Origin of the sequence: Virgisporangium aurantiacum (assembly GCF_016863635.1) — a bacterium.
GTDB lineage: Bacteria > Actinomycetota > Actinomycetes > Mycobacteriales > Micromonosporaceae > Virgisporangium > Virgisporangium aurantiacum.
On the sequence record NZ_BOPG01000063.1, the window covers coordinates 1 to 12,918 of the forward strand.

A 12,918-nucleotide genomic window follows, 5' to 3' on the forward strand; every position below is an offset into this window, starting at 1 on the left:
GGGCAGCCACGAGAGCACATCGGGCACCGGGAACCCGGACACCGTGTCCAACGGAACGATGACAATGGAGAAGACCAGCAGTATCGCGGTCAACGACGCCAAGCGTCCTGCCCGGCGAAACATGAGCCGTCGCGATCCCCGTAGTCGCATGCCGGCCGCCCTTCAGCGCCGTATTCGAATGTCTCGATATGATGGACCGTCGGAATCTCCGCCGCAATAGAAACTTTCTTACATCCCAACCGGTATGGATTCTGGTCCGCCTGTGGCGCGACGGTCGGCCGGGTTTCCTGAGGTGGGCGAACCACGCTGAACGGCCGGCCCGGACGCGTACGGTAACGGTAGTAGGAGCTTCTACCGCAGCCGTGGTAGTCGACGGACCGCGGTTGGCCGATGCCGGCGACCCGGCGGCTGCGCGACCCTTGCATCGCGATCGAGCCGCATCATGCTGCCCGCTCGACCACGACCGTTTGCGGAGGAGAACGTTCCCATGTCATTCCTCGCCCGGCTGAGTCTGCGGAACCGGGGCCTGGTGGCGCTGGTCGCCATCATCATCCTGGGCTTCGGCGCGATCGCCATCCCGTCGCTGAAGCAGCAACTGCTTCCGTCGCTGTCGTTCCCGGCGGCGTTCGTGGTCGCGCCGTACCCGGGCGTCGCCCCGGACCTCGTCGAGGAACAGGTGACGAAACCGATCGAGGACGCGTTGCAGGCGATCCCCGAACTGGAGAACATCACCTCGACCTCGGCCGAGGGGTCGGCGACGGTCACCGTCTCGTTCGCGTTCGGCACGTCCATCGACGAGATCACGAACAAGATCCAGACCGCGCTCAACCGGATCGCCGCCCAGTTGCCCACCGACGTCGACCCGCAGGTGATCGCCGGCTCCACCGACGACCTGCCGGCCATCGTGCTCGCCGCCACGAAGTCGGGCGACCAGGACGCGTTCGCGAACCAGTTGACCACCGTGGTCGTCCCCGCGTTGCAGGGCATGGAAGGGGTGCGCTCGGTCGAGGTGACCGGCGTCCAGGACAAGAACCTCGTCATCACGCTCGACCAGGCCCGGGCCGGGCCGGCCGGCGTCACCGCACAGACCATCACCGCGGCGCTGCAGGCCAACGGCGTCTCGATACCGGCCGGCACGGTGACCGACGGAAGCCGCGCCCTGTCGGTACAGGTCGGCGGCGCGATCGCCGGCATCGACGACCTGAAGAAGCTGCCCGTCACGCCCACCAGCACGCTGGGCGACGTCGCCACGGTCGAGCTGACGCCGGAGGCGGCGACCTCGGTCACCCGCACCAACGGCAACCCGAGCTTCGGCATCCAGGTGACCGCGTCGCCGGACGGCAACGCGGTGCAGATCAGCAACGAGATCCGTGACCGGATCGCCGACCTGGAGAAGGACCTCGGCGGCGACGCCGCGCTCGTGTCCGTCTTCGACCAGGCCCCGTCGGTGGAGAAGTCGATCAGCAGCCTGACCACCGAGGGCGCGCTCGGCCTGCTCTTCGCGGTCCTCGTGATTCTGATCTTCCTGTTGTCGGTCCGCTCGACGCTGGTGACCGCCGTGTCGATCCCGATGTCGGTCGTCGTCGCGCTCATCGCGCTGTGGGTCGGCGACTACTCGCTCAACCTGCTCACCCTCGGCGCGCTGACCATCGCGGTCGGCCGCGTCGTCGACGACTCGATCGTCGTGCTGGAGAACATCAAGCGCCACCTCGGCTACGGCGAGGAGAAACAGCACGCGATCCTCACCGGCGTGAAGGAGGTGACCGGCGCTGTCGTCGCCTCGACCCTGACCACCGTCGCGGTGTTCGCGCCGATCGCGCTCGTGGGCGGCTTCGTCGGCGAGCTGTTCCGGCCGTTCGCGGTGACCGTGGCGGTGGCCCTCGTGGCGTCGCTGGTGGTCTCGTTGACGCTCGTGCCGGTGCTGTCGTACTGGTTCCTGCGCCCGACCAGGACGGGCGGGCGCAGTTCGGAGGAGATCGAGGCGACGGCGCTGGAGAAGGAGCGGCGCAGCCCGTTGCAGCGGGCCTACCTGCCGGTGATCCGGTTCGCGACGCAGCGCCGGCTGGTCACCCTCGCCGCCGGTCTCGTGGTCTTCGTGCTGACGCTGTTCGGCGCGACGTTCCTGAAGACGAACTTCATCGACCAGGACGGCCAGCGCGAGTTCACGATCGCGCAGGAACTGGCGGTCGGGTCGAACCTCGCGGCCACCGACGCGGCGGCGAAGAAGGTCGAGACGATCCTCGCCGGCCACGACACGATCGAGGCGTACCAGGTGACGATCGGGTCGTCGGCGGGCCAGGGCTGGGGCGGCGCGCAGTCGACGAACACCGCCAACTTCAGCGTCACCGCCAAGGAGGACGCCGACGTCGAGAAGCTCAAGGCCGACCTGCGGTCGGAGACGGGCGCTCTCACGGACGCCGGCACCATCAAGGTCGGCGACAGCTCCGGCGGCGGGGGCGGGTCGACCGACGGGCTGGAGGTCGTCGTCCAGGCCAACCGGACCGAGGACCTCACGGCGGCGGCGAAGCTGGTCCAGGACGCGATGACGGGCACAACCGGCATCGCCGACGTCGAGAGCAACCTCGCCGCGAGCGTGCCCCGGGTCGACGTGGCGGTCCGGCGCGACGTCGCCGCCCGCTACGGCCTCAGCGACGCCGCGATCGGGCAGATCGTCGCCGCCGCCTACCGCGGGCAGACGCTCACCCGGCTCACCGTCGACGGGCAGCAGCGCGACGTGGTGCTGCGGTTCGGCGCGCCGCCGGCGAGCATCGAGGACCTGAAGGCACTCCAGATTCCGGCGGGCGGCGAGGTCGTGCGGCTCGACGCCGTGGCCGACGTCAAGGAGGCCGCCGGCCCGCAGCAGATCACCCGCATCGACGGCGAACGCAGCGCCACGGTGTCGGGCCGGGCGACGGGCTCGGACGTCGGTGCCACGTCCACCGAACTTCAAAAGCGATTGGACGCGCTTGCGCTGCCGGCCGGTGCCACCGCGGAACTCGGCGGCGTGACCGAGGACCAGAACGAGGCGTTCCAGCAACTGGGTCTGGCGATGCTCGCCGCGATCGCGATCGTGTTCATCATCATGGTGGCGACGTTCCGCAGCCTCGTCCAACCGCTGATCCTGCTGGTCTCGGTGCCGTTCGCGGCGACCGGCGCGATCGCGCTGCTGCTGATCACCGACACCGCGCTGGGTGTGCCGGCGCTGATCGGTGTGCTCATGCTCATCGGCATCGTGGTCACCAATGCCATCGTGCTGATGGACCTGATCAACCAGTACCGGGAACAGGGCATGAGCGTGCGCGACGCGGTCGTCGAGGGCGGCCGGCGCCGCCTGCGTCCGATCCTCATGACGGCCGTGGCGACGATCTGCGCGTTGTTGCCGATGGCGCTCGGCATCACCGGCGAGGGCGGGTTCATTTCGCAGCCGCTCGCGGTGGTGGTGATCGGCGGCCTGGTCAGCTCCACGCTGCTGACGCTGGTGCTGGTGCCCACGCTCTACACGATGGTCGAGGGCCGGCGGGAGCGGAAACGCCTGAAGCGCCGCGTCCAGCCGGAGGCCGCACCGGTCGCGGTCGACGAGCCCGACACCGGCCGGCACCGGATCGACGAGCTGGAACCGGCCGATCGTTAGTGTGATCGCCATGTACGCGCCGCCCGCCGCCCGGAATCTCGTGCGGCGGGCGGCGTCACGGCGGGTCCTGCTCGACGTCGCGGTCGGCGCCGCCCTGGCCTCGGCGGTGCTGATCGCCGTCGTCGCCGGGCGGCCCGACGGGCGGCCGGGCGCCACCGGGCGGCCGCTGCGGACCCTCGACGTGGTCGTCGCCGGCGCGGTGTTCGTCCTCGTCGCCGTGCGGCGGTGGCGGCCACTGGTCGTTCTCGGCGTCGCCGCGACGCTCGCCGTCGTCGCCGCCGGCAGCGAGAACGTCTCCGGTCCGTTCATCATGGCCACGGCCGTCGCCGCGTACACGGTCGCGACCCGCACCGACCGGCGGACCGCCTGGCTCACCTGCGGCGGTGCCGCGCTCGCCAGCTACCTGGCGACCGTGGTCCTGTCGGAGGAGGACTGGTTCGGCCCGGCCCTCGGCGTGATCGCCTGGATCGGCATGACCACGGCGGTCGGCGACGCCACCCGCATCCGCCGGGCGTACGTCGCCGCCGTCGAGGAACGGGCCGTGCGTGCCGAGCGGACCCGGGAGGAGGAGGCGCGCCGGCGGGTCGCCGAGGAGCGGCTGCGCATCGCCCGCGACCTGCACGACGCCGTCGCCCACCACATCGCGGTGGTCAACCTGCACGCCGGCCTGGCCGGGCACACCCTGCGCACCCGGCCCGACCAGGCCGAGGCGTCGCTGGTCCACGTCCGCGACGCGGCGCAGACGGTGCTCGACGAGCTGGCCACGATCCTGTCGGTGCTCCGGCAGAACGGCGACGACGGTGCGCCGACCGACCCGGTGCGCGGGCTCGACCGGCTCGACGACCTGCTGACCTCCCTCGCCGCCGCCGGGCACCGGGTCGAGCACCGGCGGGTCGGCGTCGCCCGGCCGCTGCCCGAGGCCGTCGACCAGGCCGCCTACCGGATCGTGCAGGAGGCGCTGACCAACGCGCACAAGCACGGCGTCGACGACTCCGCCGACCTGCGCATCGAGTACCGGCCCGACGCGGTCGTCCTCGACATCACCAACCCCACCGGACCGGAGCGCCGCGACACCGGCGGCCACGGCCTCACCGGGATGCGCGAACGCGCCACGGCCGTCGGCGGGACGCTCACCGCGCAACCGAGCGGCCCCACCCGGTTCCGCGTCCACGCCGTGCTGCCGGCTTCGTCATGATCCGGGTGCTGATCGCCGACGACCAGGCACTCATCCGGACCGGGCTGCGCGGCATCGTCGAGTCCGCGCCCGACCTCGCGGTGGTCGCCGAGGCCACCACCGGACGCGACGCCGTCGACCTGTTGCGTACCACCGCCGTCGACGTCGTGCTGATGGACATCCGCATGCCCGACGTCGACGGGCTGCAGGCGACCCGGGAGATCGTCGCCGATCCCGGGCTCGCCGACGTGCGCGTGCTCGTCCTGACCACGTTCGAGCTCGACGAGTACGTGCTGCAGGCGCTGCGCGCCGGGGCGAGCGGCTTCCTCGGCAAGGGCGCCACCCCGACCCAGTTGCACGACGCCATCCGCACCGTCGCCGGCGGCGAGGCGCTGCTGTCGCCCCGGGCGACGCACGCCCTGATCAGCCGGTTCCTCAACGCCGGGCAGGGCGGCCCGCCACTGGACACCGCGCCGCTCGACCCCCTGACCGACCGCGAACGGGAGGTGCTCGCCCTGGTCGCCCTCGGCCAGTCGAACGACGACATCGCCGCCCGCCTGCACCTGTCGCCGTCGACCGCCAAGACCCACGTCAACCGCGCGATGACCAAACTCGGCTGCCGCGACCGCGCCCAGCTCGTGGTGATCGCCTACCAGACCGGCCTCGTCCGCCCCGGCGACGCCTGAACAGGTGCCACGACGGCAGACTGGACGGCGTGGACGATCAGGGACGGGCGACCTTCGTGTTGCACGAGCACCACAAGCCGCGGCACCACTTCGACCTGCGCCTGGAGGAGGACGGGGTGCTCCGGTCGTGGGCGGTGCCGCGCGGGCTGCCCGACGATCCGAAACGGAACCGGCTGGCCGTCGCCGTGCCCGACCATGATCTCGACCATCTCACCTACACCGACGCCGACAAAGGTATCGCCGACACCGGTTGGTGGGAGCAGGTCGACCGCACCGACAAGCGCCTCGTCTTCACCCTCCACGGCCGGGGTGGGCCGCGGACCTACGCGCTGATCAGAACGGATCAGGACTGGCTGCTGCATCTCATGAAAAGCTGACGGCATGGTGATCGTCGCCTATGCGTTGGCCGCGGGGTTCTGCCGGCCGTTGACCGTGCCGGCGCTCGCCGCCGTGCTGCTCGTCGGGGTGCCGCTGGTCTGGCTGGGCGTGCGCCGGGCGCCGGCGGTGCCCGCCGTGAGCGGCCGGACCGTGGCGGTGTGGAGCGGCGTCGCCGCGGTGGGCGTCGCCCTGGAACTTGCCCTTCGGCTCGGACCGAACAACACCGCCTGGCCGACGCTGAGCACGCTGCTCGACCCGCTCCTGGAGACCTATCCCGGGCGGGTGGCCGGGTACCTGCTGTGGCTCGGCGCCGGCGCCTGGTTGGTGCGGCAAGGACAGGAGCGGTGATGTCGCGGCTCGCGGTCACGGCCGGGTTCGTCGCGGTCCTGGCCGCGACGATCATCGTGGACGCGCGTGCGCGCCGCCCGGATTCCGCGGTGCGGCCGTTCGGGGCGACCGTGGCCGCGGCCCTGCGTACCCGCACCGGCCGGGTCCTCGTTTTCGGAACGTGGCTGTGGCTGGGGTGGCATTTCCTGGCGCGGTGATCTCCCGAAAACTTGAACTATTCCAGATAACTGGTCTAGGTTGATCGGGTGCGGGGCAACTTCGAGGAGCAGTTGCGGGCGGCCTCGCTGCGCGTGACCCGGCCCCGGTTGGCGGTGCTCACCGCGCTGCGCGACCACCCGCACATCGATACCGACGCCGTGATCGCCCTGGTACGGGCCGATCATCCCACGGTGTCCCATCAGACCGTGTACGACGTGCTGCGCGCGCTCACCGAGGCCGGTCTGATCCGCCGCATCCAGCCGACCGGCGCGACCGCCCGGTACGAGTCCCGGGTGCGCGACAACCACCACCACGTCGTGTGCCGCAACTGCGGCGCGATCGCCGACGTCGACTGCGCCGTCGGCCACGCCCCTTGTCTCACCGCCGCGGAGGATCACGGCTTCGTGATCGACGAGGCGGAGGTCGTCTATTGGGGCAGGTGCCCCGACTGTTCGGAAAAACCGGAAGGACCAGAATGACAGACGCAAAGACGGAAGGTTGCCCGGTGGCGCACGACTCCGTGACCGCGAACGGCAGCGAGAGCGAGAACCCGGCGATCGACTCTCCGACGCCGAAGACCGGCGGCCGTCCGCGCAGCAACCGGGACTGGTGGCCCAACCAGCTCGACCTCTCCGTGCTGCACGCCCACTCGAACAAGGGCAACCCGCTGGGGGAGAACTTCGACTACGCCTCGGAGTTCGGCAAGCTCGACGTCGAGGCCCTCAAGCGTGACATCACCGGGGTTCTGACCACCTCGCAGGACTGGTGGCCGGCCGACTTCGGCCACTACGGCGGCCTCATGATCCGGCTGAGCTGGCACGCCGCGGGCACCTACCGCATTCACGACGGTCGCGGCGGCGCCGGCGACGGCGGCCAGCGGTTCGCACCGCTCAACAGCTGGCCCGACAATGCCAACCTCGACAAGGCCCGCCGCCTGCTGTGGCCGGTCAAGCAGAAGTACGGCCAGAAGGTCTCGTGGGCCGACCTGCTGGTGCTCGCCGGCAACGTGGCCCTGGAGTCGATGGGCTTCAAGACATTCGGCTTCGGCTTCGGCCGCGAGGACGTGTGGGAGCCCGAGGAGATCTTCTGGGGACCGGAGGACGCCTGGCTGGGCGACTCCCGCTACCTGGGCGACGAGGAGATGCCGGCCGACGTCGGCGCCGCCGAGATGGGCCTCATCTACGTCAACCCGGAAGGCCCGCGCGGCAGCGCCGACCCGAAGGCCGCTGCGTGGTTCATCCGCGAGACGTTCCGCCGGATGGCGATGAACGACGAGGAGACCGTCGCGCTCATCGCCGGCGGCCACACGTTCGGCAAGACCCACGGCGCCGGCATCTCCGACGGGCACGTCGGGCCGGAGCCGGAGGGTGCCGAGATCGAGGCGCAGGGCCTGGGCTGGCTCAGCAGCCACGGCAGCGGCAAGGGCGCCGACACGATCACCAGCGGACTCGAGGTCACCTGGACCGACAAGCCGACGCAGTGGAGCAACCGGTTCTTCGAGATCCTGTTCGGCCACGAGTGGGAGCTCACGACGAGCCCCGGCGGCGCGAAGCAGTGGGTCGCCAAGGACGCCGGGGAGATCATCCCGGACGCCTACGACGCGTCGAAGAAGCACCGCCCGACGATGCTCACCACCGACCTGTCGCTGCGGGTCGACCCGGCGTACGAGAAGATCTCGCGCCGGTTCCTGGAGAACCCCGACGAGTTCGCGCTCGCCTTCGCCAAGGCCTGGTACAAGCTGCTGCACCGCGACATGGGTCCGGTCAGCCGCTTCCTCGGGCCGTGGGTCGCCGAGCCCCAGCTGTGGCAGGACCCGGTGCCGGCCGTCGACCACGACCTCGTGGGTGACGCCGACATCGCCGCGCTCAAGGCGAAGGTGCTCGACTCCGGCCTGACGACGTCCCAGCTGGTCTCCACCGCGTGGGCCTCGGCGGCGAGCTTCCGGTACACCGACAAGCGCGGTGGCGCCAACGGTGCCCGGATCCGCCTGGAGCCGCAGCGCAGCTGGGAGGTCAACGCGGGGTCGACCGAGGTCGTCGACAAGCTGGAGGCCATCCGCGGCGAGTTCAACGCGGCCGGCGGCGCGACGATCTCGCTCGCCGACCTCATCGTGCTGGCCGGCTCGGCCGCCGTCGAGAAGGCCGCGCGCGACGCCGGCGTCGAGGTGACCGTGCCGTTCCACGCCGGGCGCACCGACGCCTCGCAGGAGCAGACCGACGTCGAGTCGTTCCGGGTCCTCGAACCGCGCGCCGAGGCGTTCCGCAACTACCTGCGTCCCGGCGAGAAGACCCAGCCGGAGGTGCTGCTCGTCGACCGCGCCTACATGCTGAACCTCACCGCGCCCGAGATGACCGTCCTCGTCGGCGGCCTGCGCGTGCTGGGGAACAACGTCGGCGGGGTCAAGCACGGTGTCCTCACCGACAAGCCGGGCGTGCTCTCCAACGACTTCTTCGCCAACCTGCTCTCCCCGGGCACCCGGTGGAAGGCGTCGTCGGACGAGCACGTGTACGAGATCCGCGACGTGTCCACCGACGAGGTGAAGTGGACCGCGACCGCGGTCGACCTCATCTTCGGCTCGAACTCGCAGCTGCGGGCGCTCGCCGAGGTCTACGCCAGCGACGACGCCCGCGAGAAGTTCGTGACGGACTTCGTGGCCGCGTGGGTGAAGGTCATGGACGCGGACAGGTTCGACCTGGCCTGATCCGGCCCCGGAGGTATCGGCGGGCCCGGTCGCCCGGTCGATCGGTGACGATCGGCCGGGCCCGTTGCTGTGGGACGTGCGGACGACGGTCGGCGGCGGGTGACCATTGTCGGTGTAGTTGCGAACTTTGCAGGCTAGATCGCCGACCGTCAATGACTTTCGGACTTGTTTCGGAATTGATGGTGCCGAATACCTCTCGCCGTTTCGAAAGTTTCTGTCGGGGTCTCGGAAAATTGACTCTTGTGCGGCGGATCGGTACGGCTGCATAGTCGTTTCCAGACGCGCGTGCGGCGGCGGGTGCGACACCCCCAGGAGTCCACCATGTCCTACCCACGCCTGATCAGTCTGGCCACCGCGGTCGCCGCCGTGGTCGCGGCCGGCACGGTCGGCGCCACGGTCGGCGCCACCACCGTCGCCGCGCCCGCGGCCGCCGCGACCTGCAACGGCTACGTCGGCCTCACGTACGACGACGGGCCCACCGGAAGCACGAGCGCGCTGCTCAACGCCCTGCGCAACAACGGCGCGCGGGCCACGATGTTCAACATCGGCCAGAAGGTCCAGCAGAATCCGGGCGCCGCCCAGGCCCAGATCTCGGCCGGGATGTGGGTGGGCAACCACAGCTGGACCCATCCGCACCTCACCCAGCTGAGCCAGGCGCAGATGCAGTCCGAGCTGTCGCAGACGCAGAACGCCATCCGCTCGGCCACCGGCACCACGCCCCGCCTGTTCCGCCCGCCGTACGGGGAGACCAACGGCACGCTCCGCTCCGTGGAGCAGTCGCTCGGCCTCACCGAGGTCATCTGGGACGTCGACTCCCAGGACTGGAACGGCGCCAGCACCGCCGCGATCGTCCAGGCGGCCGGACGCCTCACCAACGGCCAGGTCATCCTGATGCACGACGGCATCCAGAACACGATCAACGCGATCCCGCAGATCATGTCCGGCCTCACCAGCCGCAACCTGTGCCCCGGCATGATCTCCCCGTCGACCGGCCGCGCGGTGGCTCCCGACGGCGGCTCGAACCCCGGCAATCCGGGTGGTGGATCGTGCACCGCGTCGCTGTCCGCCGGGCAGAGCTGGAGCGACCGCTACAACCTGAACGTCTCGGTCACCGGCTCCACCACCTGGACCGTCACGCTGAACATCCCGTCGCCGGCGCGGGTCATCAACACCTGGAACATCACCGCCAGCTACCCGAACCAGCAGACCCTGGTCGCGAGGCCGAGCGGCGCCGGCAACAACTTCGGCATCACCATCCAGCACAACGGCAACTGGACCTGGCCGACGGTCAGCTGTTCCACCACCTGATCCATCGTCGGCGCGGCGGCATCCGGCCGCCGCGCCGGAACCGGGCGAGCTGCCCGCGCGTCCCATGACCATGAGAGACATCCATCGACGATCGTGGCTGGGCGCCACCGCCCTCGCCGCCCTCGCCGTGCTGCTGGCCGCGTCCGCGTGCGCGCGCACGCCCACCGCCGCGGGTGACACGACGACCGTCGCGTCCCCCGACGCCGCACCGGTCGGTGCCGACGCGGTGGCGATCCGCGTGGATTCCGTGGGTGGCTACCTGCCGGCGATCGAGATCGCGGCCCGCCTGCCCGTGATCACCGTCTACGGCGACGGGCGCGCGATCGCCGAAGGCCCGGTGCCGGCCATCTATCCCGGGCCGGCGCTGCCGAACGTCCAGCAGTGGCGGATCGCGCCCACCGAGGTCGTCGCCCTCGCGCGGAAGGCGCTCGCCGCGGGCGTCGGCTCGGAGATCGACTTCGGTCGGCCGGGTGTCACCGACCAGCCCGACACGCGGTTCACCGTCACCACCACCCAGGGCGTCAAGCAGACCTCGGTGTACGCGCTCGACCTGGTCGAGGAGGAGCTGTTGCGCTCGCTGAGCGTCGCGCAGAGTTCCGCGCGGCGGGAGCTGAAGTACGTGCTCGACGAACTGCGGGAGCCGGGCCGGGATTCCGTGCCGTACGCGGCGACGTCGCTCGCCGTCGTGTCCGTCCCGTACACCGGGCCGAACGCGCCCGACCTGCCCGCCCCGCCGCCGGTGGCCTGGTCCGGGCCGGCACTGCCCGGCGACCCGATCGGACCGGGTGGGCAGGTCGGCTGCGTCACCGTCACCGGCGACGCCGCGAAGGCCCTGCTGGCGACGGCCGCCCAGGCGAACGCCGCGACGCCCTGGGCCTTCGGCGGCAAGCAGTGGGGCCTGCGGTTCCGCCCGTTGCTCCCCGACGAGTCCGGCTGCGCCGACCTCGCCCTCCAACGCTGAGCGCTCGCAGAACACGGTCCACAGTGGCCCCAACCTTGCCGATCTTGGACTCCTGTGGGGCCCCTGGCACCTCGCGCAGTCCAAGATCCGCAAAAGGGGAGGCGGGCAGAGCCCGGACCTGGGAGACAACGGTCGGCTGCAACCGAACTTTGTCTCCCAGAAGCGCCACCCGAAGGGTCTCTTAGGCGTCGCCGGGTGGACGAGGCCGGTTGGTAGGCGATCACGACGAGTTGGGCGCGGTCGCGGGCTCTCGCGGCCGGCGACGGCGCGGATGGCGTCGTGCACCTGGGTCGGGGTCGCGCCCTTGCCGAGGAAGCCGCTCGCCCCGGCGCGCAGTGCCTGCGCATGCCCGACTTCGACGAGCACCCCAAGATCCGCAAACCGGACATGAGCAAGCCGTACCGCGAGATCAACCTCGGTGGGCGACTCTCGGTGTTGATCTTGGCGGGAGTAGTGCGGCGGTGCGGGGGCGGATAGCCGCGGCCAGGACGAAGCTGACGCTCACCAGCAGTGTCCACGACGTCAGCTTCGAGAGGTGGACCATGCGCCACACGTCCATTTGGTCGGGGTAGCGCCAGGCGCCCAGGAACGTCGCGGTGTTCTCGGCGATCCACAGGAACGTGCCGATCAGGCCGAACGACAGCGCCAGCGGCATCCGGTACTCCGTGCCGCCGACGGTGTAGTGCACCCAGGTGCGCCACGTGGCGGCGACGAGGCCGACGGCGGCGAGCAGCCGCAGGTCGGGCAGCCAGTGGTGGGTGAAGAAGTTCAGGTAGACGGTCGCGGCCGCGAGGGCGGTCAGGGCCGGGCGGTAGTTGACCAGACGCAGGTGGAGGTGCCGCCACGCGGCGCAGATGTAGCTGCCGACGGCCGCGTACATGAAACCGCTGTAGAGGGGGACGCCGGCGACCTTGGTCAGGGCCGGCTCGGGATAGCTCCACGATCCCATGCGGATCTTGAACAGTTCGAGCGCCAGGCCGACGGCGTGGAACACGCAGATGACGAGCACCTCGCGGCGCGTCTCCACGCCGGTGAGCCAGAGCACGGCCGTCAGGGTGAGGCAGCCGAGGAGCAGGGCGTCGTAGCGGGCGATCGGCAGCGGCACCACGTTCGACAGCGCGAGCAGCGCGAACACCCCGACGGCGAACGCGCAGCTACGCGCCTGCTGCCACGCGAAGCGCAGCAACTGGGCGAGGAACCGACCGACGATCACGCCCGGGCACGCTAGCCCGGACGGTCAAGAAAGTCAGCGGGACGCGTCGGGGTCGCCGCTCATGTCGCCGGCACCGGTGTCGGTGCCGCCGACGCTGGCGGCGCCGCCGGTGACCGATCCGCCGGTCCGGCTGCCGGTGCCGAAGATCTCCCGCAGCCTCTCGCTGAGCCTGGGCCTGGGACCGGGACCGCGCTTGTCGGCCGCTTCCGGTTCGTCGTGTGCCATGTCGGCATCCCCTTCCGGCGGCCCTCTACCCCGGCGCGTGCCGGTTACGCCGACAGGTGTGGATTTTCCCGCGAAGACATCGATTACCGGCATTG

12 protein-coding genes are annotated in these 12,918 nt (G+C 70.8%); 10 read left to right on the plus strand and 2 right to left on the minus strand.

Annotation, left to right across the window (positions count from 1 at the left end; translation table 11 throughout):
* The first annotated feature begins 487 nt into the window (after positions 1-487).
* The 10 genes from Vau01_RS42555 (at position 488) to Vau01_RS42600 (ending at position 11,385) form a co-directional block, all read left to right on the plus strand.
* Positions 488-3,631, plus strand: coding sequence for an efflux RND transporter permease subunit (locus Vau01_RS42555; protein WP_204005723.1), 3,144 nt, complete (start codon positions 488-490; stop codon positions 3,629-3,631).
* A gap of 10 nt (positions 3,632-3,641) precedes the next feature.
* A complete protein-coding gene (locus Vau01_RS42560; protein WP_204005724.1) occupies positions 3,642-4,826 on the plus strand; it encodes a sensor histidine kinase in 1,185 nt (394 codons plus the stop codon).
* On the plus strand, positions 4,823-5,491 hold the full coding sequence (locus tag Vau01_RS42565) for a response regulator (RefSeq protein WP_204005725.1): 669 nt from the start codon (positions 4,823-4,825) through the stop codon (positions 5,489-5,491). Before Vau01_RS42560 ends, Vau01_RS42565 begins: the two co-directional genes overlap by 4 nt.
* A gap of 29 nt (positions 5,492-5,520) precedes the next feature.
* Positions 5,521-5,868 (plus strand): DNA polymerase ligase N-terminal domain-containing protein, encoded by a 348-nt coding sequence (locus Vau01_RS42570; protein ID WP_239152298.1) that lies wholly within the window; start codon positions 5,521-5,523, stop codon positions 5,866-5,868.
* Positions 5,869-5,872: 4 nt separating this feature from the next.
* The gene (locus tag Vau01_RS42575) at positions 5,873-6,217 is read left to right on the plus strand and encodes a hypothetical protein (protein ID WP_204005726.1); all 345 of its coding nucleotides are present in this window, start codon (positions 5,873-5,875) and stop codon (positions 6,215-6,217) included.
* On the plus strand, positions 6,217-6,414 hold the full coding sequence (locus tag Vau01_RS42580) for a DUF6186 family protein (protein ID WP_204005727.1): 198 nt from the start codon (positions 6,217-6,219) through the stop codon (positions 6,412-6,414). Before Vau01_RS42575 ends, Vau01_RS42580 begins: the two co-directional genes overlap by 1 nt.
* 48 nt (positions 6,415-6,462) lie before the next feature.
* Positions 6,463-6,894, plus strand: a complete 432-nt coding sequence (locus tag Vau01_RS42585; protein ID WP_204005728.1) for a Fur family transcriptional regulator — start codon at positions 6,463-6,465, stop codon at positions 6,892-6,894.
* Positions 6,891-9,116: a catalase/peroxidase HPI gene (gene katG, locus Vau01_RS42590; protein ID WP_204005729.1), complete on the plus strand. Its 2,226-nt coding sequence runs from the start codon at positions 6,891-6,893 to the stop codon at positions 9,114-9,116. The genes Vau01_RS42585 and katG overlap by 4 nt, the downstream gene beginning before the upstream one ends.
* A gap of 321 nt (positions 9,117-9,437) precedes the next feature.
* Positions 9,438-10,424, plus strand: coding sequence for a polysaccharide deacetylase family protein (locus tag Vau01_RS42595; RefSeq protein ID WP_204005730.1), 987 nt, complete (start codon positions 9,438-9,440; stop codon positions 10,422-10,424).
* Positions 10,425-10,494: 70 nt separating this feature from the next.
* Positions 10,495-11,385: a hypothetical protein gene (locus Vau01_RS42600; protein ID WP_204005731.1), complete on the plus strand. Its 891-nt coding sequence runs from the start codon at positions 10,495-10,497 to the stop codon at positions 11,383-11,385.
* Between the two features lie 409 nt (positions 11,386-11,794).
* Here Vau01_RS42600 and Vau01_RS42605 read toward each other — a convergent pair whose 3' ends face one another.
* Together Vau01_RS42605 and Vau01_RS42610 are read right to left on the minus strand one after the other, a co-directional pair.
* Positions 11,795-12,598, minus strand: coding sequence for a DUF817 domain-containing protein (locus Vau01_RS42605; RefSeq protein ID WP_204005738.1), 804 nt, complete (start codon positions 12,596-12,598; stop codon positions 11,795-11,797).
* 33 nt (positions 12,599-12,631) lie between these two features.
* Positions 12,632-12,823: a hypothetical protein gene (locus Vau01_RS42610; RefSeq protein WP_204005740.1), complete on the minus strand. Its 192-nt coding sequence runs from the start codon at positions 12,821-12,823 to the stop codon at positions 12,632-12,634.
* Between the last annotated feature and the right edge of the window lie 95 nt (positions 12,824-12,918).